This is a genomic window from Streptomyces virginiae (assembly GCF_040638905.1).
Taxonomy (GTDB): domain Bacteria; phylum Actinomycetota; class Actinomycetes; order Streptomycetales; family Streptomycetaceae; genus Streptomyces; species Streptomyces virginiae_B.
This window is the reverse complement of record NZ_JBEZYV010000002.1, coordinates 241170-265345: the sequence shown is the minus strand read 5'-3', so window position 1 is coordinate 265345 and position 24176 is coordinate 241170. Positions and strand designations below refer to the sequence as shown.

Annotated in this window: 22 protein-coding genes; 17 read left to right on the top strand and 5 right to left on the bottom strand. The window is 72.3% G+C overall.

From position 1 onward, the window contains the following. Positions 1–114 precede the first annotated feature (114 nt). Together AB0F82_RS04700 and AB0F82_RS04695 are read right to left on the bottom strand one after the other, a co-directional pair. Positions 115–507, bottom strand: a complete 393-nt coding sequence (locus AB0F82_RS04700; protein ID WP_362624019.1) for an MmcQ/YjbR family DNA-binding protein — start codon at positions 505–507, stop codon at positions 115–117. Between the two features lie 259 nt (positions 508–766). Next, positions 767–1237, bottom strand: coding sequence for a hypothetical protein (locus AB0F82_RS04695; protein ID WP_362624016.1), 471 nt, complete (start codon positions 1235–1237; stop codon positions 767–769). Positions 1238–1552: 315 nt separating this feature from the next. Between AB0F82_RS04695 and AB0F82_RS04690 the strand changes: the two genes are divergently transcribed. Beyond that, the gene (locus AB0F82_RS04690; RefSeq protein ID WP_362624013.1) at positions 1553–2446 is read left to right on the top strand and encodes an IS982 family transposase; all 894 of its coding nucleotides are present in this window, start codon (positions 1553–1555) and stop codon (positions 2444–2446) included. Positions 2447–2564: 118 nt separating this feature from the next. On the opposite strand, the gene AB0F82_RS04685 is transcribed toward AB0F82_RS04690, so the two are convergent. Further along, the gene (locus AB0F82_RS04685) at positions 2565–3689 is read right to left on the bottom strand and encodes an aminoglycoside phosphotransferase family protein (RefSeq protein WP_362624011.1); all 1125 of its coding nucleotides are present in this window, start codon (positions 3687–3689) and stop codon (positions 2565–2567) included. A gap of 229 nt (positions 3690–3918) precedes the next feature. Here AB0F82_RS04685 and AB0F82_RS04680 point away from each other — a divergent pair, with 229 nt between their 5' ends. Continuing rightward, positions 3919–5418 (top strand): DNA-binding protein NsdB, encoded by a 1500-nt coding sequence (locus AB0F82_RS04680; protein ID WP_362624008.1) that lies wholly within the window; start codon positions 3919–3921, stop codon positions 5416–5418. 234 nt (positions 5419–5652) lie between these two features. On the opposite strand, the gene AB0F82_RS04675 is transcribed toward AB0F82_RS04680, so the two are convergent. Next, on the bottom strand, positions 5653–7074 hold the full coding sequence (locus tag AB0F82_RS04675) for a PP2C family protein-serine/threonine phosphatase (RefSeq protein ID WP_356812801.1): 1422 nt from the start codon (positions 7072–7074) through the stop codon (positions 5653–5655). Between the two features lie 490 nt (positions 7075–7564). Here AB0F82_RS04675 and AB0F82_RS04670 point away from each other — a divergent pair, with 490 nt between their 5' ends. The 12 genes from AB0F82_RS04670 to AB0F82_RS04615 all read left to right on the top strand — a co-directional run bounded on the left by AB0F82_RS04670 (position 7565) and on the right by AB0F82_RS04615 (position 20754). Then, positions 7565–9793 carry a xanthine dehydrogenase family protein molybdopterin-binding subunit gene (locus AB0F82_RS04670; protein ID WP_362624006.1) on the top strand — a complete coding sequence of 743 codons (2229 nt, stop codon included), beginning with the start codon at positions 7565–7567 and terminating at the stop codon, positions 9791–9793. A gap of 21 nt (positions 9794–9814) precedes the next feature. Next, positions 9815–10270, top strand: coding sequence for a (2Fe-2S)-binding protein (locus AB0F82_RS04665; RefSeq protein ID WP_362624003.1), 456 nt, complete (start codon positions 9815–9817; stop codon positions 10268–10270). Positions 10271–10440: 170 nt separating this feature from the next. Then, positions 10441–11895, top strand: coding sequence for a helix-turn-helix domain-containing protein (locus AB0F82_RS04660; protein ID WP_362624001.1), 1455 nt, complete (start codon positions 10441–10443; stop codon positions 11893–11895). Positions 11896–12073: 178 nt separating this feature from the next. Beyond that, positions 12074–12247 carry a hypothetical protein gene (locus AB0F82_RS04655; RefSeq protein WP_362623998.1) on the top strand — a complete coding sequence of 58 codons (174 nt, stop codon included), beginning with the start codon at positions 12074–12076 and terminating at the stop codon, positions 12245–12247. Positions 12248–12357: 110 nt separating this feature from the next. Next, the gene (locus tag AB0F82_RS04650; RefSeq protein ID WP_362623995.1) at positions 12358–12921 is read left to right on the top strand and encodes a TetR/AcrR family transcriptional regulator; all 564 of its coding nucleotides are present in this window, start codon (positions 12358–12360) and stop codon (positions 12919–12921) included. A gap of 884 nt (positions 12922–13805) precedes the next feature. Further along, complete coding sequence (locus AB0F82_RS04645) at positions 13806–14048, top strand: helix-turn-helix domain-containing protein (RefSeq protein ID WP_356812795.1); 243 nt, start codon at positions 13806–13808, stop codon at positions 14046–14048. Between the two features lie 160 nt (positions 14049–14208). Further along, positions 14209–14616 (top strand): hypothetical protein, encoded by a 408-nt coding sequence (locus tag AB0F82_RS04640; RefSeq protein WP_362623992.1) that lies wholly within the window; start codon positions 14209–14211, stop codon positions 14614–14616. Next, positions 14613–15404, top strand: a complete 792-nt coding sequence (locus AB0F82_RS04635) for a transcriptional regulator (RefSeq protein WP_362623989.1) — start codon at positions 14613–14615, stop codon at positions 15402–15404. The genes AB0F82_RS04640 and AB0F82_RS04635 overlap by 4 nt, the downstream gene beginning before the upstream one ends. 71 nt (positions 15405–15475) lie before the next feature. Next, positions 15476–15895 carry a roadblock/LC7 domain-containing protein gene (locus AB0F82_RS04630; protein WP_356812791.1) on the top strand — a complete coding sequence of 140 codons (420 nt, stop codon included), beginning with the start codon at positions 15476–15478 and terminating at the stop codon, positions 15893–15895. A 107-nt stretch (positions 15896–16002) separates the two neighbouring features. Next, positions 16003–16377: a hypothetical protein gene (locus tag AB0F82_RS04625; RefSeq protein ID WP_362623986.1), complete on the top strand. Its 375-nt coding sequence runs from the start codon at positions 16003–16005 to the stop codon at positions 16375–16377. Between the two features lie 192 nt (positions 16378–16569). Further along, positions 16570–20145, top strand: a complete 3576-nt coding sequence (locus AB0F82_RS04620; protein WP_362623984.1) for a bifunctional glycosyltransferase/CDP-glycerol:glycerophosphate glycerophosphotransferase — start codon at positions 16570–16572, stop codon at positions 20143–20145. Positions 20146–20271: 126 nt separating this feature from the next. Continuing rightward, a complete protein-coding gene (locus tag AB0F82_RS04615; protein ID WP_362623981.1) occupies positions 20272–20754 on the top strand; it encodes a VOC family protein in 483 nt (160 codons plus the stop codon). Between the two features lie 162 nt (positions 20755–20916). Here AB0F82_RS04615 and AB0F82_RS04610 read toward each other — a convergent pair whose 3' ends face one another. Next, positions 20917–21654, bottom strand: coding sequence for an SIR2 family NAD-dependent protein deacylase (locus AB0F82_RS04610; RefSeq protein WP_362623978.1), 738 nt, complete (start codon positions 21652–21654; stop codon positions 20917–20919). A gap of 162 nt (positions 21655–21816) precedes the next feature. Here AB0F82_RS04610 and AB0F82_RS04605 point away from each other — a divergent pair, with 162 nt between their 5' ends. From AB0F82_RS04605 to AB0F82_RS04595, 3 genes are read left to right on the top strand one after another with little or no spacing between them, the layout of a single operon-like run. Then, positions 21817–22260: a hypothetical protein gene (locus AB0F82_RS04605; RefSeq protein ID WP_362623975.1), complete on the top strand. Its 444-nt coding sequence runs from the start codon at positions 21817–21819 to the stop codon at positions 22258–22260. Between the two features lie 44 nt (positions 22261–22304). Further along, positions 22305–23264, top strand: a complete 960-nt coding sequence (locus AB0F82_RS04600; RefSeq protein ID WP_362623972.1) for an ATP-grasp domain-containing protein — start codon at positions 22305–22307, stop codon at positions 23262–23264. Beyond that, entirely contained in the window at positions 23261–24115 is an 855-nt protein-coding gene (locus AB0F82_RS04595; protein WP_362623969.1) for a GNAT family N-acetyltransferase, read from the top strand. The genes AB0F82_RS04600 and AB0F82_RS04595 overlap by 4 nt, the downstream gene beginning before the upstream one ends. Positions 24116–24176: the final 61 nt, after the last annotated feature.

Here is a 24176-nt window from a genome sequence, read left to right as displayed (position 1 = left end):
GGGAGGAGAGGGTGACTCCAACATGTCTGATGCTGAGTCAGAAAAGGTGTTCGCGGGATCATGTGATGTCAAGCCATCCGGCGCACCCGCGGCCCCGAGCACGGGACCGATCGCTCAGCCCTCCGCCCCGATTCGCGCGTCCAGCTCCTTCACGTGCCGCTTGAGGGCCACCGTCCGGTAGCTCTCCTCCACCCACTCGCAGAGCACCTGCACGGAGGGCGCCCCCTTCTCCGCCAGCGGCACGGAAACCCAGCCGGACCGGCCCAGACCGTACCCGGTGGGCTCCGCCCCCGGCGCCGTCATCGCGTGTCCGTGCAGCGCCTCGTCCTTGAGCTTGACCGACAGCCCGGGCTGCCCCGGGCCGTCGGTGTTGCCGAGGAAGACGAAGATCTTCTTGTTCACCTTGACCACACAGTCCTCGGGGCCCCACGGATGGTCCTCGAAGGCCTCCGGAAGGCCGAGGGCGAACTCCCGTACCGCCTGCCACTTGCGCACTCCGGACTTCATTCAGCGCCTCCCGTCGATCGTCCGCTCCCACGCTAGACGAGTCATTCCGAAGTGATCGTGCTCAGCTTGCCGATGGGCCAAGGGGCCATTCGATGGCGTGCTGCTGGCCCGTGGACATGCATGCTGCCTGCGCCAAGGCGGGCTTTGCGTCCCTCGAGAAGCCGGCGAAGTAGATGACGCTCGCCGCACAATGGAGGCCGGAGCTGGTGCTGCTTGTCCCGGGCCGCTCACGGCAGCTGCCGAATCCCTCCCCGGGGTTTCAACTCAGCTGGTCGCGCACGAGATCAAGGAATGCCTGTCGGCTCGGACGAATGTGCGCCCAGACTTTCTCGTCCTGTGGCTCTCCCGGGTCTTCGGGGCCCTTCCTGATCACCTCCTGTACTGCCCACGCGAGGCTGCGTGCCGCTTCGCTGACCTCGGACGTGCACAGCACGTGGATCGTCTTCTGCGTCACCCACACCCTGTCAAGGACCTGCCTTGCCCGGGCCTGCCACTGCTCGTCAGCCAGGTTGTGGTGATGCCGATCCACCGCGACTCGTTCTGCTTCCTGCACCGCAGACAGAAATTCGATGAGGTGAGTGAGACGCTCGTTGCGGCGCGCCTCGGCAAGTTCACGAACACTGCGGCGCGCCTCGCCGCGTTCCAAGGCGCGTCCTGCCGAGCGCTGGGCCAGCATCGACATGAGCCCGCCGAGCAGGACGCCGATGAGCGGCGCAAGCGTTGTCCACACAACGTCCGATTATGACATCGATGGCATGAACACGGCACGGGGTTCGGGCAATATCGGGCCGGGACCGGGACGCGCAGACGGCCAGGTTGTCGCAGCCTTCGACAACGGCGGGCAGCAGACGGCGGAAGATCTGAGATCTTCGCGCTGCCCTGGGCGCTCTTGGCCACAGCGCGGACCGGGAGGTCCGGCACGGGCGGCCATGGCGGTGGCGTCCGGTCTCCCGAAGCTTGTCGGCCTGCTCAAGCGTGAAGCCGGGCAATCGGGCGGCCCCCTGCCGGCGGCCGGAGAGACAGACAGGGCGGCCAAGATCGTTCTGTGACGAATGACCTGGACGCCCTGCTCACCGCACTGTATGTGAAGATCGACGACGAGATCACGGACACCCGGTGGCTGGGACGCCCTCCCCGGCTGACCGATTCCGAGCTCGTCTGCCTCGCCGTCGCCCAGGCGATGCTGGGCTTCACCTCGGAGTCCAGGTGGCTGCGGTTCGTCGGCTCCCGCCTCGGCGAGATGTTCCCCTTCGTGCCGAGGCAGCCGGGCTGGAACGAGCGGCTGCGGGCTGCGCTGCCGCTGGTCAAGCGGGCTGTACGGCTCCTTGCGACGGACACCGACTTCTGGTTCGACAACCACTGGATCATCGACTCCACCCCGGTCGAGTGCGGCCGGTCACGCCTCACGGTGAAGCGGTCGGACCTGGCAGGCTGGGCCGGATACGGGTACTGCGCCAGCCATTCCCGATTCTTCTGGGGCCTGCGGCTATACCTGGTGTGCACCCCGACCGGTATGCCGATCTTGTGGTCCCTTGCGAACCCGAAGCTGGACGAGCGCGAGGTGCTGACGGCGATGTTGGATCGTGAGTTGGACACAGTCACCGACCGCCCCGGCCTGCTGGTGATCACGGACAAGGGCTTCGCCTCCAAGGAATTCGAGACCGATCTGGCCATGCGCGGGGCAGAGCTGCTGCGGCCCTCGTTCAAGCGGGAGAAGCGCCGCAAGGGCGAGTCACTGCTGAAATCGGTGCGGCAACTGATCGAGTCGGTGAACGACACCCTCAAAGGCCAGCTCGACCTGGAACAACACGGCGGCCGGACCTTTGAGGGCGTCGCCGTCCGCGTCGCCCAACGCGTCCTCGCGCTGGCCGCAGCAATCTGGCACAACCACAAGACCGGACAGCCAATCACACGGTCCCTGATCGCCTACGACCACTGATCACTTCGGAATGACTCATCTAGCGGAGCCCGGTGCCGCGCTTGACGGACGCGAACGAGCGAAGTCCCGTGGCGGTGGGCGCCACGGGACTTCGCGTCAGGGGGCGGAGCGGGGCGGATCAGCGCGTGCCGACCGCCGCGCGCACCGCCCGGCGGGCCATTCCCGCATCGTCGTGCAGGCGGCGGAGCAGCAGCCGCTGCTCCTCCCCGGAGGACAGGGCGCCCACCGCCGGCGGCTGGGCCGGGGCGTTGGCCAGCATCGAGCGCTGCACCGCCGTCTCGGACATCCGGATCTCCCGCGTCAGCACCAGCATCAGGTTGATCAGGAAGGCGTCCCGGGCCACCGGACCGGCAGACTGCGCGAGCCGGCTGATCTGGGCGCGGGCGGCGGGGGCGTCACCGAGCACCGTCCACAGGGTGGCGAGGTCGTAGCCCGGCAGGTACCAGCCCGCGTGCTCCCAGTCGAGCAGCACCGGACCGGCGGGGGACAGCAGCAGGTTCGACAGCAGCGCGTCGCCGTGGTTGAACTGGAGCGCCGCCCCCGACACCTTGACCCCGTGCAGCAGCTTCTGCAGGTCGCCGAGGTCCCGGTCGGTGAGCAGGCCCAACTCGTAGTCGCGGGCGATCCGCCGGGCGTAGTTCATCGGGGTGCCGAACAGCTCCGCCGGCGGCTGCCACTGGTTGACCCGGCACACCGCGCCCAGGGCCGCACGGAGGTCCACCCGCGGCGGCGGCTCCACCGGGTGCCGCTGGAGCGCCGCGACCCGGCCCGCCATCCGCTCCACCACCAGCGTGCAGTTCTCCGGGTCGGCGGCGATCAGCCGCGGCACCCGGACCGGCGGGCGGTGCCGGACGAACGCCCGGTATGCCGCTATTTCGTGCCGGTAGCGCTCGCGCCATTCCGGCGAGTGGTCCAGTAAAACCTTCGCGACGGCGGTCAAGCGTCCGGTGGTGCCCACCAGGAGGACCGAGCGGCCGCTGCGCCGCAGCACCTGCACCGGCGCGAACTCCGGACAGATCCGCTGCACCGAGGCTAGTGCGGTGCGCAGTTGCGCGCCCTGCGGCCCCGAGAGGTCGATTCTTCCACTGACGGGCTGAGACCCGGCGCTCGGCATCCGCCGCGCCCGGACTGCGCCCTGCACCGCGGCCGACGCGCGGCCCGGTTCGAGGTAGGGGCCGCCGCCCGCCGGGAGCGTGCGGTGCGACCGGACCGGTGCGGACACGGAGGACGTTGCTGCGTACATGGTGATACGGATCCCTTCGTGCGCCGACGAGTTGCGAACGCCGCCCCGCCGATCCCGTGCTTCACCCTGGGGAGTTCCGCCGGTGACCGGGGCGGGGAGGCGCATTCCTACCTGACACCCGGCGCAAGGTGGCGAACCATCGGGCGTGCCCTGGCGAAGCCTGGCGAATAGTCGCTGGGCATCTGACGGGGGGCTACTGTCAACTCAGCCGAGAACCTGGGGGCTTGACGTGAGCAAAGGTCCAAACACCCGCTTGAACGACCTGTTCGGCCTGGCCGGCTGGTCGAAGGGCGAACTGGCGAGGATGGTGAACCGGCAGGCGGCGGCCATGGGCCACCCCCAGCTGGCCACCGACACCTCGCGGGTGCGGCGCTGGATCGACATGGGGGAGAGCCCCCGCGAACCGGTGCCCACGGTACTGGCAGCACTGTTCACCGAGCGGCTCGGTCGTGTCGTGACCATCGAGGACCTCGGGTTCGTACGGCAGCGGCGCACCTCGAGACGGCAGCCGGAAGGGGCTCGCGAGAACCCCGACGGCATGCCCTGGGCGCCCGAACGCACAGCCGCGGTCCTCACCGAATTCACGGGAATGGACCTCATGCTCAACCGTCGCGGTCTGATGGGCGCGGGCGCCGTGCTCACCGCCGGCTCCGCCCTCAGCAACGCCATGTACGACTGGCTGCACACCGACCCCGTCCTGGCGAAGACGAGCCCCGGCCGCTTCGGGGACTCCTTCCAGGCCGACCCAGCGGGATACGACCGCTACGAGGCCGCCCCGATCGGCTCCCAGGAGATCGAGGCGCTGGAGCGCTCCGTCGATGTGTTCCGCGCCTGGGACGCCTCCAGAGGCGGCGGACTGCAGCGCAAGGCCGTCGTCGGGCAGCTCAACGAGGTCGGTGGGATGCTCGCCTACCACCACCCCGACCACCTCCAGCGGCGGCTCTGGGGGGTGGCGGCCAACCTGGCGGTCCTCGCGGGCTGGATGTCGCACGACGTGGGCCTCGAACCCACCGCGCAGAAGTACTTCGTCATCGCCGCGCACGCGGCCCGCGAGGGCGGCGACCGCCCGCGCGCGGGTGAGGCGCTGTCCCGCGCCGCCCGCCAGATGGTCCACCTCGGCAAGCCGAACGAGGCCCTGGACCTGATGAAGCTCGCCCAGTCCGGCTCCGGCGAGCAGACCCTCCCGCGCACCCGCGCCATGCTGCACACCATCGAGGCGTGGGCGCAGGCCGCCCTGGGCAAGGGCCAGGCCATGCGCCGCACCCTGGGCGAGGCGGAGGAGCTGTTCGTCTCCGACAAGGGCGACGTACCGCCGCCGAGTTGGATGCAGCACTTCGACGAGGCCGACCTGCACGGCATGCAGGCGCTCGCCTACCGGACCCTCGCCGACCACGACGCCACGGCGGCGCCGATCGCGGCGCGCCACGCCAAGGAAGCCCTGCGGCTGCGCGGCGACGGCTACCAGCGCTCGCAGATCTTCGACTACATCTCCATGGCCTCCGCCTGCTTCATCGCCGACGAGCCGGAACAGGCCGACCGCTACGCGCGCCTGGCCCTCGTCTCGATGCACGAGACCTCCTCGCACCGGACCTGGGACCGGCTGCGCGAGATGTACCGGCTCACAGCCCAGTACGCCGGGTACGGCCGCATCGAGGACCTGCGCCAGGAGATCAAGCTGGCCCTCCCCGACACCCCGGCGCCGAGCGGCCGGCCGGCCACGGGGGTGTAGTCCCCGGCCGGCCCCCGCGCGCCCCACGGGTCCCGCATGCCCTCCACGCCCCCGACGGCCGGTACGAGGACGGGGCCGGGTACGCGAGACCGCACGCCGAAACCCGGTCGTCGACGTGTCGACGGAGGCTGCGCGGATACGGGAGTGCAGACGCAAGAACACAGACGAGCGAGGCCGCGCCCTCCGGCGCGGCCCTGAAGTCCGTGCGGCCGGCCGCGCGGTCGGCCCGGTGCCCTATCCGCCGACCCGGGCGACGAGCACGCAGGCGTCGTCCTCCCGCTCGACCTCGCCGAACTCCTCGACCACGAGCCGTACGCAGTCCTGCGCCGACCGCGCCGCCGAGAGCCGGGGCGCGAGTGCCAGCAGCCGCTCGGTACCGTCCGCCCGGCTGAACTCGATGCTGCGCGGCGTCAGGCCGTCCGTGTGCAGGACCAGCAGGTCGCCCACCTCAAGTCGTTCCTCGGCCTGCCCGTACGAGGCCCCGGAGGTCGCGCCCAGCAGGATGCCCTCCGGCGGGGCCAGTGCGCGGCCCGAGCCGCGGCGGAACAGCAGGGGGGCCGGGTGGCCCGCCTGGGCCCAGGTCAGCACCCGGCGCGCGGGGTCGTAGCTGCAGCACACGGCCGAACCGAGGGCGGGCTGGACGGAGGTCTCCAGGAGTTGGTTGAGCCAGCCCATCAGCGGGCCCGGAGCGATCCCGGCCATGGCCATGCCGCGCAGGGCGCCCAGCATCATCGCCATGCCGGAGGTGGCGGTCACGCCGTGCCCGGTCAGGTCACCGACCGTCAGCATCGACGAGCCGTCGGGCAGTTTGAGCGCGTCGTACCAGTCGCCGCCGATCAGCGCGCTGGTCGCGGAGGGCAGGTAGTGCGCTGCCACGTCCAGGGAGCCGGCGTCACTGTGCGGGAACCGCAGGGAGCCGCGCCACGGGGGGAGTACGGCTTCCTGCAGCTCGACCGCCAGCCGGTGCTCGGTCTGCGCGATCTCCCGCTGGCGCTGCAGCGAGTCACGGGACTCGCGCACCGCCCGCTGGCTCCGGCGCAGTTCGCTCACGTCCCGCAGTACGGCCCACATGGAGGCCGCGCAGCCGTCGGAGTCGAGCACCGGCTCGCCCCTCATGTGCAGCGTCCGGACCCGGCCGTCGGCCCGGACGATGCGGAACTCGCCGTCAATGGGCTTGCCGTCCACCAGACAGGCGGTGACCCATGCGGTGAGCAGCGGCTGGTCCTCGGAGAACAGGGTGGAGCCCAGTTCGTCGAGGGGGAGGGCGCCCGCCTCGGGGGAGCGGCCGAAGATCTGGAACAGCTCGTCGGACCAACTCACCTCGTCCGTCAGCAGGTTCCACTCGGCGCTGCCGACGCGCGCCTGGGCCTCGGGCGCGGCTTCGGGAGCCGCCTGCGGGAACGCCTCGGGCTCGGGGACCGGAGGCAGACCCTCCTTGAGCTGGCCGAGGTGCTCGCGGAGGTCGTCGAGGTGGTGCACGGCGAGATCGCACAGTGCGCGCTGCCAGCGGCCCTGGGCGTCGTCGTCGTCCACGACGGTGTCGCGGCGGACCGCGTCCACTTCCCCCCGGAGGCGCCGGGTCTGAGAGATCAGTGCGTCCACCGACCCCGGCTCGGGCGGCTGCGCGGGACGGTCCGCGAACAGGTGGGACGGCATGAGAACTCCGATACAGGCGCGGCACGGCCAAGTCTGAAGGAAGGACCGGTAACGACTGTTGCACAGGCAGCGACACTGTGTAAGGCGTTTGGCAACATCCGCTACGTCCTTGCTTTTGGTATATGCCTCAGGCCTGACAGCCCCGCCGTCGCGTACGAACGAATCCGGTCAGCGAGAATGTGGGGCCATGGTGCGCGTGCCTGCCGGTGGGACGTGAAGCACGTCGGGAGCGACGGCCGGAAATCGGCCAGCCGCCTCCCGGGGCTCGATCAAACGCCCGATGCGTACGAGGAGTTCGGCCCGCCCCGACCGCGCCGGGCCCGGTTCAGGACGTGCATCGCAATACCCCCGAACGGATGACCTCCGCGCCCGGTACGGCGGCGGAATCGGGGCTTCCCAGCCGGTGCCCGGGCCGCTACCCTACGTGCCGGTAACAAACCGGGGGAGGTCCGCGCGGGCGGGCCCGCGCAGCGCTGGGGACAGGACGACATTGAGCGGGCAGCACGACGCCACCGGCCGGAGCCGGCGTTCCTTCCTCACCTACCTCGTGGCGGCGCCGACGCTCGCCCTGGTCACCCGCGCCGGTGTCGACGGGCTGGCCCCGCAGGCCGCCCACGCCGTCGTGCCGTCCCTGCCGGCCGTCGCCGACGTGGTCGACCTCGGCGACCTCTTCATCCTCGCCGGAGCGCCCACCTCCGCCCTGCTCGCCCTCGCGGTCGAGGCGGACGGCACCGTCCGCTTCCGGCTGCCGCCCGAGGAGGTCGGGCAGGGCCTCACCACCGCCGTGGCCATGCTGGTCGCCGAGGAACTCGACGCGCCCCTGGCCGACGTACGCGTGGAGCTGGACGACGCGCGGCCCGAGCTGCTGTTCAACCAGCTCACCGGCTCCTCCAACTCCATCCGCTCCCTCTACGGGCCGGTCCGCCAGTGCGCGGCCACCGCGCGGGCCCGCCTCGTCGCGGCCGCCGCCCAGCGCTGGAGCCTCGCCCCGGCGTCGCTGACCACCGCGGACGGCGCCGTCCGGGCCCCCGACGGACGGACCGCCCGCTACGGCGAACTCGCCGCGGCCGCGGCCGCCCCCGGCCTCGTCGTCCTCGGCGCCACCCCTAAGAAGGCCGCGCGGCACACCCTCGTCGGCCGGCCGACGAGCCGCATCGACGCCCGCGCCATGGTCACCGGAGCCCAGCGGTACACCCTCGACCTCGACGTGCCCGGGGCCAAGCCCTGCGTGGTGCGCCGCCCGCCCACCTTCGGCGGCACCGTCCGGGGCATCACCAACCTCGCCGGCGTCCGGGCCATGCCAGGCGTGCTGAACGTGGTCACCGTCCCCACCGGGGTCGCCGTCGTCGCCGAGACCTTCGGACAGGCCATCACCGCCAAGTCGGCCCTCCAGGTCACCTGGGGACCGGGCCCCGCCGACCAGCTCTCCGACGCGCAGATCCGCACCAGGCTGCGCGCGGCCACCCCGCCGCTGCTGGTGCCGCCGCTCCTCACCCCCTCCGTGGACGCCGAGTTCGACTTCGCCTTCGTCAGCCACGCCCCGATGGAGACCAACTGCGCCGTGGCCGACGTGCGCGACGACCGGGCCGAGATCTGGTCCGGCCTCAAATCCCCCATCGTGGCCCGCCAGACCATCGCGGCCGACCTCGGCCTGCCCCCGGACAAGGTGGCGGTGCACGTAGTCCAGGCCGGCGGGTCCTTCGGCCGGCGGCTCTTCTTCGACGCCGCGCTGGAGGCCGCCCGTGTCTCCAAGGCCTGCCGCCGCCCGGTCAAGCTGATGTGGACCCGCGTCGACGACACGCGCCACGGCCGGATGCGCCCCGCCACCCACCACAAGATCCGCGCCACGCACCTGCTGGGCGAGGTCCTCAGCTTCGAGCACCGCGTCGCCGCCGCCGAGACCGACTTCCGGCACGGGCTGGGCGAGATCATCACCGCGACCGCGGCGCACCTGCCGCTCGGCATCGGCAACGCCACCCTCGCCCAGACGCTGTTCCTGACCACGGTGAAGTCCCCGTACCACTTCGGTCTCACCACCCAGGCCCTCACCGAGGTGCCGACCGGGATCCCCACGGCCTCGTGGCGCTCGGTGTACTCCGCCAACACGCGTGGAGCCGAGGAGATCATGGTCGACGAACTGGCGGCGGCCACCGGCAAGGACCCGTACCGCTTCCGGCGCACCTTCCTGAAGACCGACGCCCAGCGCGCCGTACTGGACAAGGTCGCGACCGAGGGGAACTGGGGGCGGGCCATGGAGCCCGGCCGCGCCCAGGGCATCGCCTTCCACGAGGAGTACAAGTCCCGTACCGCCTGCCTCGTGGAGATCGACGTCCGCGATCCGCAGCGCGCCCGCGTCACCAAGGCCGTCATCGCTGTGGACGTGGGCCTGCCGGTCAACCCGCGCGGACTGGAGGCCCAGATGATCGGCGGCCTCACCGACGCGATCTCCACCACCCTGCGCGCCGGGCTCCACATCGACAAGGGGCTCCCGCTCGAAGGGAGTTACAGCCAGTTCCACTGGGCGCAGCAGCGCGACACCCCGCGCGACGTACGGATCTTCGTGCTCCCGGCCACCGGTACGGAGCCGGGCGGCGCGGGCGAGCTCGGCGTGCCCGCCGCGGTCGGCGCCATCGCCAACGCCTGGGCCCGGGCCACCGGTTCGAAGCCGCGCAGCTTCCCCCTCGACTTCGACGTCGACTTCACCCCTTACCCGCGCTAGCCGCCGAGCCAGGAGTACGCCGTGCCCTCGCACACCTTCACCGTCAACGGGCAGAGCGTCACCGTGGACGCGCCAGACGACCTGCCCCTGCTGTGGGTGCTCCGCGACATGCTGGGCGTCCACGGCCCCAAGTACGGCTGCGGGGTGGACGTCTGCAAAGCCTGCACCAGCCACCTCGACGGGGTGGACGTCCGCCCGTGCGTGGTCCCCGTATCGGCGTGCGCGGGACGTGCGGTGACCACGATCGAGGGTCTCGCCGACGGGGACGACCTGCACCCCGTGCAGGAGGCCTGGCTCGAACAGGACGTCGCCCAGTGCGGTTTCTGCCAGCCCGGCCAGATCATGGCGGCCGTCGCCCTGCTCCGGCGCACCAGCGAGCCCACGGACGAGGACATCGACGCCATCGCCAACATCTGCCGGTGCGGCACCTACTTCCGCATCCGGGAGGCCATCCGCAGCGCGGCCGCCAGGATGTGAGCGGCGGATCCCGGTGCCTCCCCCGTGTTCGTACTCATGGGCGCCGGGATCCGTCCGCTCGTGGACAAACCTATGCGGGCGGGCGGCGGTCCGCAGGGTTCGCACTGCCCAGTGACCGGGCGAGACCGGTTTCACAGCGCACAGTGTGCGGCGGGTGGTTGAATGCGCCGGTGTCACGGTCCGACGACGTACTCAAGGTCCACCGGCTCGCCCACACCGGGGGGTCGGCCGCGCTGCTGGAGTGGCTCGCCGCCCGGCTCGGCGGATGGACCGGAGTGGTCCGCGCGGGCGATCCCGGCGCTCGCCAGGCGGATCGCGAGCAGGCCGGGGAAGCGCCTGAGGCCGCCGTCCGGGGCGCCGCCGAGATGAGCGCCCGCGGCGTACGGTCAGCCGTCCTGCACGGCGACGCTTCCGCCACCTTGCTGTTCGCGCTGGACACCGGGCGGGCCCTGGCCGCCGTACTGCCGCTGCCGCACCCGCCCGACGCGCCCGTGCTGCTGGCGGACGCGGCCGTACCGCTGGCCCTCGTGCTGCGCGCCGAGGAGGCCGAACGGCGGGAGGAAAGGGCCGAGATCGCCGAGGCGCGTGCCCGCGAGGCCGTGCTCCACCTGCTGATGAACGGCCGGCTCTCCACCGCCCACCAGATCGCCGAGGCGCTGCGCCCCCCGCTGCCCGACCCGATGCGGATGTACGTCGCCGAGTGCCGCACCGGCCGGCGCGCCGAAGTGGCCCGGCTGTGCCAGGAGCTGACCGGCGGCCGGGCCTGGGTCGTGCGCTGCCCCGTCTACGTGCGCCACCTCATCATCCTGGTCCCGGCCGACGCGACAGCGGTCTTCGCCGACCACGACCCCCTGGCCGGGGCGCTGACGGCGATCGCCCCGGACTGCGCGGTCGGGGTCAGCGGGGAACTCGCCCTGGGACAGGCCCCCACCGCCTACACCCAGGCCTTCCACGCCCTGGCCGTCGCCCGCGGCCGCGGCGAACGGCACGCCCGGTTCGGCCCCGGCCCGGAGCTGGCGCTCGCGGCCCACGAGGCCGGGGCCGACTGGGCCGGGGCCCTGCTCGCCCCCCTCCACTCGTACGAACCCCGGCGCCCCCAGGACCCCGGCGGGCAGGAACTGCGGGCCACCGCCCACGCCTGGCTGAACTTCGGCCCGCACGCCACCCGGCTGCTGAAGGTCCACCGCAACACCCTGACCGCCAGGGTCCGACTGGTCGAGACGCTGCTCGGACTGGACCTCGGCCGCCTCGGCGACCAGGCGGCGCTCTCCCTGGCGCTCCGGCTCACCCCGGGTGCGGGGCGGGGGAGCGGCACCGCGGCCCCGGCGACCGCCCCCGAACTCGACACGGTCCTGCGCGACCCGCGGCTGACCGAGTGGGCCCGGGCCCACCTGAGCCGGCTCACCGACCCGGACGCCCCGGCCGGCGCCCGGACCACGGTCCGCACCTGGCTGGAGCACGACGCCCGGCTCGCACCGGCCGCCGCCGCGCTCGGGGTCTCCGTCCCCGGTGCCCGCAAGCGGCTGGCCCGGATCGAGGCCCTGCTGGAGCGGTCGCTGCTGCAGTCCCCGAGCGTCCGGTACGACCTGTGGCTGGCGCACCGGGCCGAAGAACTCGCCGGGTGACGTCACCCCGCGTGAGGAGCGCGTCCACATCCACCGCCGGCTCGGGCCGCCGCCACGACGACCACGTCGCCCGGCAGGTCGGCGTCGCCCCCGACGCCACACCGCGCAGGCCGGCCCACCACCACGTGGTCGTCCTGGTCGCCGCCGACGAGGCGGAGGCGGCCCGGCTGCGCGAGGCGTGGTCGGCCCGATCCTGGCGCACGTCGAGGAACTGGCCGCCGAACCGGCGACGGACATGCTGTCCGTGGTGATCCCGGAGTACGTCGTGGGGCACTGGTGGGAGCAGCCCCTGCACCACCGCAACGCCCTCCGGCTCACGGCGCGCCTGCTGTCACGCCGGGGGTCGCGGTGATCGACGTGCCGTACCTGCTGGAGGCCGGAGCCCGGAGCGGGGACGTCCGCTACGGTGGGCAAAGCACTGTGCTTGCAGTGCTCACCGATCCGATGACTCAGGGACCCGCCATGCGCCAGAATCCGCAGCGCCGCGCCGCGCTGCTCGACGCCGCCATCGAAGTCCTGGCACGCGAGGGCTCGCGCGGCCTGACCCTGCGGGCGGTGGACGCGGAGGCGGGAGTGCCCACCGGCACCGCCACCAACTACTTCGCCAACCGGGCCCAACTGCTCGTGCAGATCCTCCACCGCACCCGGGAGCGGCTGGTGCCGGATCCGGCCGACCTGACCGGCCCGCTCGACACGAAGGTGCTGCTCGGCCGGCTCCTGGAGCGCATGCGGCGCGAGCGCAGCGTCCACATCGCGATGCTGGAGCTCCGGCTGGAAGGCCTGCGGCGCCCGGAGCTCCAGGCCGAGCTGGCCGCTTTCCAGGGCGCGGAGCTGGAGGCGAACATCGACTGGCACCTGGGGGCCGGCCTGCCAGGCGACCGGCAGGGCGTGGTCCTGCTCTACCTGGCGATGCTGGGGCTGATCGTCGACGACCTGACCGTGCCGGCGCTACTGGAGGCGCACCCGGTGGAGGGGCTGATCGAGACGATGGTCGAGCGCCTCCTCCCCCAGGAGTCGGCGGACTGACTGTCGTGCCGGTGGGGGAAGCACCGGCGTCGCGGGAAAGACCGTGGGGAGCGGAGATGGCCGACACCGCCGAGGGCCGGACCTGCGGGATCCAGTGGCCGGCGGACTCGGGTGAATGGTTCGCCGGCCTCACCTTCGCACGGGGCACAACCCCCGACGAACTTGCCGCACGGCTCGGCGCGGTCCCGGGCGTCCGTCCCGGACCGCTGGGGGCACCGGCCGCCTGGAGCATGGTCACCGAGACCGCCGACGGCGAAGGCGTGGCCCGCGTCGGCAGCTGGGGCGGCTGGTCCTTCGCCGTCGAGCACGGCCTGCCGGCCGGCGCGGAACGCCTCGCCGAGGTCTCCCGGGCCGGTCTCGAGGCCATCCACCTCGACCCGCGGCCCGACCACCCGCCCAGCAGTTCGCGTACGCCCGTGACGGCGAGCCGGTGTGCTGCTTCGGCCCCGGCGAGGAATGCCGGCGCGGGGGCCCCGGCCGGACTTCCTGCTCCCCGAGCTGGTCGCGGCGGGCGTCCTCGGACCGGACGGCGCGAACGCGGGACCGGACGACGAGCCGGACGAGGACCGCGAGCGGCGCACCCTCGCCGTCCTGGAACACCGCTTCGCACTGGCCCTGCCGCGGCACCTGATCGCGGACGCCCCGCTCCCCGCGTACGTCACCTGCACCCGCCAGGGAGTGTCGTCAAAGCAGCGACGGCCTGACCGCCGCCGACTCGACCGGCCGGCGATGCTCTGCCACGCTCTGGTGCGCATGTCCAGCCGGTCGCGCCGCCCCGGGTCCGGTGATCTTATGCTCGGGTTTACGCGAGTCCGCTGGTTTTGGGGGCGGCGAGCGACTTTGATGGGTCTGCCAGGCCTCGTACCGGAGCAGGGGGACCATTCATGGGAACCGACCGCATCCAGAAGGACAGCACACCCACCCTGATCGGTTCCGTGCAGCGCGCGCTGCGGCTCGTGGAAGCGATGTACGCGGAAGGCGGTGCGACCGCCAAACGGCTCGCGCGGGTCACCGGGATCCCCCTGCCCACCGTCTACCACCTGCTCCGCACCCTCAGCCACGAGGGCTACGTCGAGCGGGAAGGCGGGTCGTTCCGTCTCGCGGACGATCTTCCGCTGGCTTCGTGATCAGATTCCGACGCGTTCCGGCCAACCTCTTACACCCTGAATGGCATGTTCCCGCGGAAAATGCCAGAACGCCCTTTCGCCCTGCGGAACTTGAGTAAGTTCCCTCCTGTCGCGCCGCACTACCGTGCACACCGCACGTCCGGCCGGGAGGGGAGCCCGCGTGCCCGGGATCGACGAATGCCTGCTCGAAGCCATGGCCCTGCCTGGTGCGCGGGGGGCCGCGCTGGTCGACTGGAGCAGCGGTCTGGCTCTCGGCACCATCGGGGAATCGCCCGTGGGGGACCACGAGACCACCGCCGCCGAGACCGCCGAGCTGGCCCGTGCGGCCGCGGAGTACGAGTCCTTCGCCCGCGCGGAGGAGGGCCCCGGTGACGGCGCGGTCCCCGCCGGCCCGCCCGTCGAGGACCTGATCGTCACCACCCGCAGCGGCTTCCACGTCCTGCGGTTCGTCGAGACGAGCTTCGACAGCAGCGTCTTCCTGCACGTCTGGCTCGACCGGGCCGACGGAAACCTCGCCCTCGCCCGCCTCAGACTCAGGGCCCTGGCCGAGGGGCTGGTGCTCAGATGACCGTCCCGGCAACGGCTCCGAACGCCTTCGCGGCCGTCTCCCCCCTCCTCACCCGGCTCGCCGCGGAGCGGGCCACCGGAGCCCTGCTCCGCGACCGCGGCACCCTCTTCCTGGAGGACGGACGAATAGTCCACGCGGAGAGCCCCGCCACCCCCGGCCTCGACGTCCTCCTCACCACCGGCGGCGGCCTCGCCCCCGAACGGTGGCGCGAGGCGGTGGACCGGGCCGGGGCCCGCCGGCAGGTCGCCCGCTTCCTCGTGGACAGCGGCGGGCTCGCCGGCGGAGAGCTGGAGATATGCCACCTCGCCGCCATCTTCGACGCCGCCTTCTTCGCACTGTCCCCGGGCAGCGGACCCTCCCGCTTCCGCCGCGGGGCCACCCACTGGATCGGCTCCGTCCGCTCCGTTCCGGCCGCCGCCGTCGAACGCGAGACCCGGCGCCGCCGCGAACTCCTGGACGCGGTCTGGCCGTACCCGCTGCTCGACACCGCCCCCGTGGTGCCCCGCGCGGCCGCGCCGGGCCAGACCGTCACCGCCCGGCAGCGGACGCTGCTGGACCGGGCCGACGGCGTACGCACCCCGGCGGACCTGGCCTGGGTACTGGGCCGGCCCGCCTTCCACACACTGCTCGACGTACGCCGCCTCGCGGCTGCCGGACTGGTCGAAACGCCGCACAGCCCGGCTCCCCCGCCGGTCGAGGTACCCCTGCCCGACTGGATGACCCAGGCCCAATCCCCGGACGTGGCGCTGCTCCGCCGGTTACGCGACGCACTGGAGGCAAGCCTGTGAGGCTCCCGCTGCGACCGGCCCTGCGCGCCGACCGCTCCGAGCGTAGGCAGCCCGAAAGGAGAAAGGCCGACATGAGTACGGTGCCCCCCGAGGCGGAGGCCGAGATACTCGCCGAGCTCCGCAGGCTGCGGGCCCGCGTACCCCAGCTCACCGGCGCCCTCGCCGCGAGCGCCGACGGCTTCGTCCTCGCCCAGGACAGCGCCGCCGCCGAGGCCGAGGCCGTCGCCGCCCTGACCGCCGCCGCCCTCGGCGTGGCCCAGCGGCTCAGCGACAGCACCGGCCAGGGTGCGTTCCGCGAACTGCTCGTGCGAGGCGCCGACGGATACGTCGCGACCTACGCGGCGGGCGTGGCGGCCGTCCTCACCCTGACCGCCGAGCCGCGCGTCAACGTCGGGCGCCTCCATCTGGAGGCCCGGCGTTCGAGCCTGCGCATAGCCGAACTCATCGAACACACCCTCGCGCGCAGGGGCTCCGGCACCGCGCCCGCCTGATCCGCGCACGGGCCCGCCGCAGGACGGACCCGTCGCCTTCAGGACAACTACAGCCAGTCACGCAAAACAACAACCAGCTACACCGAAACGGGAAAGAGGTACCTCTCATGGTCAACGTGGAGACCGCGCTCAAGGAAGCCACCACCGTCATCGAGGGCGCGATCGGCGCGGCGCTGGTCGACTACGGCAGCGGCATGGCCCTGGGCACCATCGGCGGCGGCAAGGACCTCGACCTCGCGGTCGCCGCGGCGGGCAACACGGACGTGGTGCGCGCCAAGGTCCGCACGATGGAGCTCCTCGGCCTCAAGGACGAGATCGAGGACATCCTGATCACCCTCGGTAGCCAGTACCACCTGATCCGGCTCATGAAGGGCCGGGGCTCCGTGGGCTTCTTCCTCTATCTGGCCCTCGACAAGAAGCGGGCCAACCTCGCCATGGCGCGCCATCAGCTCAAGAAGATCGAAACGGAACTGGAGATCTGAACGGGTCGCCGGCCGGGACGGGCCGCGTCCCATCCGCAGCGTCGAAGTGGCGGACGGCTGAATTCTTTGCCGTCCGCCCCGACGATCAGCGCCCTATGCCCCATATGGGTGGAGTTTATGGCTCTGTTACAGAGTAAGATGCTGTGAGCTGATCATCGATAAAGCAAAAAAACGCTGGAGAAACCGCCACCCATGCCCCCGCGCCTGAGCATCGTCGTCCCCGTCTACAACGTCGAGCTCTACCTCGACGAGTGCCTGGAATCCATCGCCGCTCAGACCTTCGGCGACTTCGAGGCCATTCTCGTGGACGACGGCTCCACGGACACCAGCGCCGTCATAGCCAAGGCCTTCGCAGCGCGTGACAAGCGCTTCCGCGTCGTCATGCAGGAGAACGCCGGCCTCGGCGCCGCCCGCAACGCCGGCGCCCGCCACATCCACCCGGACAGCGAGTACCTGGCCTTCGTCGACAGCGACGACACCATGCCGGACTACGCCTACCAGCGGCTGATCGAAGCCCTCGACGAGACGGGCTCGGACTTCGCCGGCGGCAACGTCAAGCGCTTCCGCTCGGTCGGCATGAACCAGTCGTGGGGCCACCGGGCCGCCTTCGCCAAGACGCAGCTCAAGACCCACATCTCCAAGTTCCCGGCGCTGGTCACCGACCGCACCGCCTGGAACAAGGTCTACCGGCGCACCTTCTGGGACGAGCACGGCTTCCAGTACCCGGAGGGCATCCTCTACGAGGACGCCCCGGTCAGCATCCCCGCGCACTACTTCGCCTCCAGCGTCGACATCCTCAGCGACTGCGTCTACCACTGGCGCGTCCGCGAGACCGGTGAGCGCTCCATCACCCAGCGCTCCACCGACCCGGTCTCCCTCATCGACCGCGTGAAGTCCGTCCGCCTGGTCCGCGAGTCCCTCCAGGCCAAGCAGGGCCCCAAGTACGTCCGCTACCTGCGCGACTACGACTACAACGTGCTGAGCGAGGAACTGCCGCTCATCTACAAGTACGTCGCCGAGGGCGGCCCCGACTTCCGCGCCGCGTTCGTCAAGGAGGTGGGCGGCCTCGTCCGCGAGATCGGCACCGGCCCCTGGCCCGATCTGACCGTCGCGGACCGCCTCAAGGCCTACCTCGCCGGCGAAGGCCGCGTCGAGGACTTCATCGCGCTCCTGAACCACCAGCGCGACTACCACTACAGCGTGCCGGTCAAGGGCCTCGCCCGCCCGCAGGCCGACTACCCCTTCCTGCAGGGCCGCCCGCCGGTCCCCGCGAAGATCCTCACCCTCGGCACGCGCGAGCGCCGCGTCGTCAGCCGCCTGGAGCAGGCGGCCTGGTCCGACGGCAAGCTGCTGCTGCGCGGCTACGCCCTGCCCGGCCACCTCGGTGCGGAGAGCCGCCTCGGCTCCCGCAAGATGCTGATCTTCCGCGAGGGTGGCAAGCGCCGCCGCTCCGTCGTCAGCACCCGTACGGTCGCCTCCCCGATGGCCACCGTGAAGTCTCCGCACCTCGCGCTGCGGCACGCCGACTGGGCCGGCTTCACCGCCGTCGTCGACCCCTCGATCTTCCAGTCGGGCGGCAAGTGGAACGACGGGATATGGACGACGTCCATCGCCGTCACCGGAGCCGGCGGCCTGCACCGCGCCCGCCTCCGCGGCGGCGAGCACGACACCGGCCAGAACCCGCCCCCGTTCTGGGTCGCCCCCGACGTCCGGATCGTGCCGGCCGTCTCCGGCGCCCTCACCATCCAGGTCGAGGTCGCCCGTGCCCGCGCCCTGGACGCCCGGCCCGCCGGCGGGGACGCCGTCGAGATCGTCGGCGAGCTCTCCGCCGGGGTCGACGCCACCCGCCTCAAGGCCGTCCACGTCTCCACCGGCGCCACCGTCGACTTCCCGCTGGAGAAGGGCGCCGCCACCGCCGGCCGCACTCCCTTCACCGCCCGCGTCACGCTGGCCGACCTGGCAGCCGTACCGGACGCCGCGTGCGAGCCCGGCGAATGGACCCCCGAGCCGTGGAGCCTCTCCGTGGTCGGTGCCGACGGGACCGAGCACCGCCTGGCCCACGACGAACGCGGCGGCTTCAACGGCCTGGTCGTGCCCCTGCCCGGCGAGACCGTGGGCCGCGCCCTGTTCGTCAAGCGCGGCAACACCGGTCACCTCACCCTCTCCGTGCAGCCCTCTCCGCCCCTCGTCGACGCCGTCGAGGTCGGGGACGGCGCCCTGACCCTGCGGGGCCGCTTCGTCGCGCCCACCGACGAGCCCTACGAGCTCGTCCTGCACAACGCGCACGGCATGGAGTTCAGCTACCCCGTCACCCGCGACGGAGACGGCTTCGAGACGACCTTCCAGCCCGTGCTCCCCGAGCCCTTCGCAGGCCGCACCACGCTCCCCGAGGGCCGCTGGTGGCCCACGCTGCGCCCGGCGGCCCAGGGCGGCACCACCGCCGGCCTGCTCGGTGTGGACCGCGGGGCCCCGGTCCAGATGTCCCCCGGCCTCCTCTTCGCCGGCCCGCACCCCATCACCGCGCAGGGCCGCCGGATGCGGATCGAGACCCGCTTCCACGACCGCATGGCGCTCGTCGCCGACCCGCTGCTGAGCCCGCACGACCGCTCCCGCTACGCCCAGCGCGTCGCCCGCTTCGAGACGTACCCGGCGCAGCGCGCCCTGCCGGTCAAGGACATCGTCGTCTACGACACCTTCCAGGGGCACGGCGCCGGCGACGCACCCCGCGCCATCCACGAGGAACTGCTGCGCCGCGGCGAGAAGCTGGAACACATCTGGCTGGTCCGCGACGGCCGCGCCGAGGTCCCCGCGACCGCCCGCGCCGTGCAGTACGGCAGCGTGGAGTCCTGGGAGGTCCTCGCCCGTGCCCGCTACTTCGTGACAAACGACAGCGTGCCGGCCCTGTTCCAGCGCCGTCCCGGCCAGGTCGTCGTCCAGACCTGGCACGGTACGCCGATCAAGCAGATCGGCCACGACTTCGTGCACGACTACTACACGAGCCCGGAGATCCTGGAGGGCCTCGCGCACGACAGCGCCCAGTGGACCCTGCTCGCCTCCCCGAGCTCCTACGCGACGCCCCTGCTCAAGCGCGCCCTCGGCTACGAGGGTGAGGTCATCGAGGCCGGCAGCCCGCGCACCGACGCGCTGGTGCGGCCCGACGCGAAGCGGATCGCCGAGGTCCGGCGCCGGCTCGGCCTGCCCGAGGGCAAGAAGGTCGTCCTCTACATGCCCACCTGGCGTGAGAACTGCGAGGGCTGGACCGGTGGTTACAAGCTCGACCAGCGGATCGACCTGGACCGGGCCCGCCGCGAGCTGGGCGAGGACCACGTCCTGCTGATCCGCGGCCACCACCACGTCACCGAGCAGGTCCGCGAGGGCGTCCGCGACGGTTTCGTCGTCGACGTGTCCCGCTGGCCCGACGCCGCCGACCTGCTGCTCGTCGCCGACGTGCTGATCTCGGACTACTCCTCCGCGATCTTCGACTTCGCGCTCACCGACCGGCCGATCCTCCTCTTCACGTACGACCTGGAGCACTACCGCAACACGCTGCGCGGCTTCAACTTCGACCTGGAGGAGAAGGCGCCCGGACCGCTGCTGGCCGACTCGGAGAGCCTGATCGAGGCCGTGCGCAACGCGGACGCGGTCGGAGCCGAGTACGCCGCGGCGCGGGCGGCCTTCCGCGAGGAGTTCTGCGACCTCGACAAGGGCGACGCAGCCGAGCGCGTCGTCGACCGGATGCTCGCCATGGGCGCGGAGCCCGCGAAGTAGGCCGTACGGTCGAATTCCCGGCCGAATGAGGACCGGCCCCGGGCCCACCGATGAATTTCGGGCCCGGGGCCGGTCTGTATGTGCGGAGGCGGTATCCACCGTCCACGCACCGGCCTGGAGGCAGAGATGAGCGGCAATGGTTTCACCACGTGTCTGTGGTTCGACGGCGACGCCGAAGCGGCGGCCGACTACTACCTGTCCGTCTTCAAGGACGGCAGGATCGGGCGGATCGCGCGCTACACGCAGGCCAACCCGGAGCTGGAGGGCTCGGTCATGACCGTCGAGTTCGAGATCAACGGGCAGCGGTTCGTCGGCCTCAACGGCGGACCGCAGTTCCCCTTCACCGAGGCGATCTCCTTCCAGATCGACTGCGTCGACGAGTCCGAGGCGGACTACTACTACGACGCGCTGACCAAGGACGGCGGGCAGGAGTCCGCCTGCGGCTGGGTCAAGGACAAGTTCGGGGTGTCCTGGCAGGTCATCCCGCCGGGTGCCGTCGAGCTCGTGAGCGACCCCGACCAGGGGCGTGCCTCCCGCGCCATGGCCGCGATGATGAAGATGAAGAAGCTGGACGTGGCGGAGATGCGCCGCGCCGCCGACGCGGGCTAGGGGATGCCTTTCGGATCTTGTCGGCCGGGCCCGCGTCGACCGGTGCCTTGGGGCCTCCCCGGGCCGTCAGGGCCCAGGGGCAGCTTCGCAAGGCGCAGGAGCTCCCGCGTACCGGACGCACTCGGGAGCCCCACCGGCCGGGCGGGACTTTGACGACACGATCTAGACCCCGCCGCCCGCGGCGATCCTGGACAGCAGGGCCGGGAGGGCGGTGCCGATCGGTTCGCGGACGACCTCGTCGGCGAGGGCGTCGTACGGGGTCTCCTCCGCGTTAACGATGATCAGCCGGGCCCCGGCCTCCGCGGCCATACCGGCCAGCGAGGCGGCCGGCTGCACCTGCAGCGTCGACCCGACGGCGACGAAGACCTGGCATCCCTTGGCCACGGCCATCGCCTGCCCCAGCACCACGGGGTCGAGCCGCTGGCCGAACATCACTGTCGCCGCCTTCAGGATCCCGCCGCACGCCAGGCAGGCGGGATCCGGTTCCCCGGCGGCGACCCGGGCCAGCGCCTCGTCCATGTCCGACCGCGCGTGACACGCCGTGCACACCACGGACCGGGCGGTGCCGTGCAGCTCCAACACCTTGCGCGCGGGCATCCCTGCGAGCTGGTGCAGTCCGTCGACGTTCTGGGTGATGACCCGGACCGGGGTACCGCCGCGCTCCAGCTCTGCCACGGCCACGTGTGCGGCGTTCGGCCGCGCTCCGAGCGCGCCGATCTCCGCCCGCATCAGCCAGGACCGCCGCCGGATCTCCGGATCGGCCATGTAGTACTCGTAGGTCACGAGCTTCTCGGCATCCGGCTCACGGCGCCACAGGCCCTGTGGCCCCCGGTAGTCCGGAATTCCGGAGTCGGTGGACATCCCGGCCCCACTGAACACTGCGACGAGCGGCTTTCCCATGCGCCGACCCTACGTAGGACCGCCGCCCGCCCGCGACCCCATTACCGCGCGCCGACCGCGCGGGGGAGGCAGGGGCGCTTCTGCGGTGAATCCCGACCCCCACAGGAGTGAGATCCGGGCCAGGCGTTCCCGGTGGACCGCCCGGGCGGGTACAAACCGGGCATGATGCTGAAGCCCTACAGCCTTGGTGCCCTCCTGCTGCTGACCCTGTCGGCCCTGCCGGTCATGGCTCCCTCCGCCGTCGCCGTGCCCGCCGCCGCGGCCGTAGCGCCCGCGGCCTCCCCGGAAGGGCACACCGCGGATCAGATCGGCCGCTTCCTCGCCCGCTTCTACGGGAAGCACGGGCCGTCCGCGCACGACCGCCGCCACCACGTCTCGCAGGTGCTCCTGGAAAGACAGACGACCACCCAGTCCGACGTCCTGCTCTGCGCGCAGAACGAACCGCAGGACATCGGCATCGGCCCGGTCACCGTCGCCCAGGCGGCCGGGATCGGCTGGGCCACCGTCACCACTCACTGGGCCGCGGACGAGACCGACACCTTCACCGTGTACGTACGCCTCGACTCCAAACCGATCCGGGTCGACGACGTGATCTGCGCGGGCTGAGCCCGCCCTTCGGCGATCCGCGCCGCCCTCCGTAGGGTGGGCGCATGCCCACCACGACCGAGGACGCGACCGCCACCGTCCTGTACTGCATCGACCCGCTGAACGACCGCCGGGTCGATGCCCATTTCGCGGCGGAGGCCCGGCAGTTGCGCGCCGCCGGGGGCAGGGTCCTGCTCGTGGATTACGACGCGCTGCTCGCCGGGGACGCCGAGCGGGCCCTCGCCCGGGTGCCCGACGGCGCGGGGGCGGTCTGGTACCGGGGCTGGATGGTTCCCGCGGACCGGTACGGCGTACTGGACGCCGCCCTCCGCCGCCGCGGCGGCCGGCTCGCCGTCACCGCGCAGGAGTACCGCCGGGCGCACGAACTCCCCGGCTGGTACGGGATCTTCGCCGGCCTCACCCCGGCCAGCGCCTGGCTGCCTGCTGAGCCGGGGCGGACGCCGGATCCGCTGCGGCTCACGGCCCTCGCCGCGGGCCTGCCGTCCGGTGCCGCCGTGGTCAAGGACTACGTGAAGTCCCGCAAGCACGAGTGGGACGAGGCTTGTTACGTGCCCGACCTCGGCGACGCGGACGCCCTGCGCCGGGTGGTCGGCCGGTTCGTCGCTCTCCAGGAGGAGTTCCTGGCGGGCGGTGTGGTCCTGAGGGCCTTCGAGGACTTCGTCGCGCCGCTGACGGAGGCGGGCACGGCGGCCGCCGCGGAGGTGCGCGTGTGGTGGCGGGACGCGTCGCCGAAGCTGGTGACCGCGCATCCCGACAGCCCGGTCGCCGAGGTCGTGACCCCCGACCTCGCACCGGTCCGCGCGGCTGTCGAGGCCCTCGGCTGCCCCTTCGTGACCACCGATCTGGCCCTGCGCGCCGACGGCGTCTGGCGGGTCGTCGAAGTGGGTGACGGACAGGTCAGCGACCTCCGCCACGGGGCCGATCTTGACGCCTTCGTCCGGATTCTGGCGGCCGGTCAGGCACCCCTGCGCACACCGTCGGCATCTGGTACAACACCGCCATGACGGGATTCGAGATCACCGGGGCGAGCGCCGCCGACATGGAGATGATCCGCGGCTGGGCCGACGAGGAGGGCTGGAACCCGGGGGACTCGGACCGCTTCGCCTTCGCCGTGGCCGACCCCGGCGGCTTCCTCGTCGGCCGGCTCGACGGTGAACCGGTGGCCTGCATCTCCGCCGTCCGCTACGGAGCCGGCTTCGGCTTCATCGGCCTCTACATCGCCCGCCCCGCCTTCCGCGGCCGCGGCTACGGCATCCGGCTCTGGCGCGCCGGGATGGAACGCCTCGACGGTCGGCTCGTCGGTCTGGACGGGGTGGTCGAGCAGCAGGACAACTACCGCAAGTCCGGCTTCCGTTCCGCCTGGAACAACATCCGCGTCGAAGGTGTGCCCCGGGGCGGCGACGCCGCGGACGACGGCGGCGACATCGAGATCGTCGACGCCGCCACCCTCCCCTTCGGCCTGCTCGCCGCCTACGACCGGCGGTTCTTCCCCGCGCCGCGGGACGCCTTCCTGTCCGCCTGGACCGGGCTGCCCGGACGGACTGCCCTGGCGGCCGTACGCGGCGGCCGGATCGAGGGCCTGGGCGTGATCCGTCCGTGCAGCGCCGCCCACCGGATCGGCCCCCTGTACGCGGTCACGCCCGCGGTGGCGGCGGCCCTGCTGCGGCGGCTGGCGCGGCACGCGCCCGGCGGGCTGGTGTCCTTGGACGTCCCGGACGCCAACCCGGAGGCGACCGCGCTCGCCAAGGGCCTGGGCATGGTCCCGACCTTCGAGACCGCCCGGATGTACACCGGCCCGGTCCCGGACCTCGCCCTGGCCGAGCTGTTCGGCGTGACCAGCCTCGAACTGGGCTGAGAACACAGGCCGCTGAGGGGACCGACCGCTGCGGGCCGGGCGGCGGTCGCACGGCGCCGCC

What these genes read in the sequence shown, in the direction of transcription:
- AB0F82_RS04615 (WP_362623981.1), top strand. Translation starts at nt 20,272, where the DNA reads ATGAGCGGCAATGGTTTCACCACGTGTCTGTGGTTCGACGGCGACGCC.
- AB0F82_RS04600 (WP_362623972.1), top strand. Translation starts at nt 22,305, where the DNA reads ATGCCCACCACGACCGAGGACGCGACCGCCACCGTCCTGTACTGCATC.
- AB0F82_RS04675 (WP_356812801.1), bottom strand. Translation starts at nt 7,074, where the DNA reads ATGCCGTCCCACCTGTTCGCGGACCGTCCCGCGCAGCCGCCCGAGCCG.
- AB0F82_RS04620 (WP_362623984.1), top strand. Translation starts at nt 16,570, where the DNA reads ATGCCCCCGCGCCTGAGCATCGTCGTCCCCGTCTACAACGTCGAGCTC.
- AB0F82_RS04645 (WP_356812795.1), top strand. Translation starts at nt 13,806, where the DNA reads ATGGGAACCGACCGCATCCAGAAGGACAGCACACCCACCCTGATCGGT.
- AB0F82_RS04605 (WP_362623975.1), top strand. Translation starts at nt 21,817, where the DNA reads ATGATGCTGAAGCCCTACAGCCTTGGTGCCCTCCTGCTGCTGACCCTG.
- AB0F82_RS04635 (WP_362623989.1), top strand. Translation starts at nt 14,613, where the DNA reads ATGACCGTCCCGGCAACGGCTCCGAACGCCTTCGCGGCCGTCTCCCCC.
- AB0F82_RS04630 (WP_356812791.1), top strand. Translation starts at nt 15,476, where the DNA reads ATGAGTACGGTGCCCCCCGAGGCGGAGGCCGAGATACTCGCCGAGCTC.
- AB0F82_RS04610 (WP_362623978.1), bottom strand. Translation starts at nt 21,654, where the DNA reads ATGGGAAAGCCGCTCGTCGCAGTGTTCAGTGGGGCCGGGATGTCCACC.
- AB0F82_RS04625 (WP_362623986.1), top strand. Translation starts at nt 16,003, where the DNA reads ATGGTCAACGTGGAGACCGCGCTCAAGGAAGCCACCACCGTCATCGAG.
- AB0F82_RS04685 (WP_362624011.1), bottom strand. Translation starts at nt 3,689, where the DNA reads ATGTACGCAGCAACGTCCTCCGTGTCCGCACCGGTCCGGTCGCACCGC.
- AB0F82_RS04650 (WP_362623995.1), top strand. Translation starts at nt 12,358, where the DNA reads ATGCGCCAGAATCCGCAGCGCCGCGCCGCGCTGCTCGACGCCGCCATC.
- AB0F82_RS04700 (WP_362624019.1), bottom strand. Translation starts at nt 507, where the DNA reads ATGAAGTCCGGAGTGCGCAAGTGGCAGGCGGTACGGGAGTTCGCCCTC.
- AB0F82_RS04595 (WP_362623969.1), top strand. Translation starts at nt 23,261, where the DNA reads ATGACGGGATTCGAGATCACCGGGGCGAGCGCCGCCGACATGGAGATG.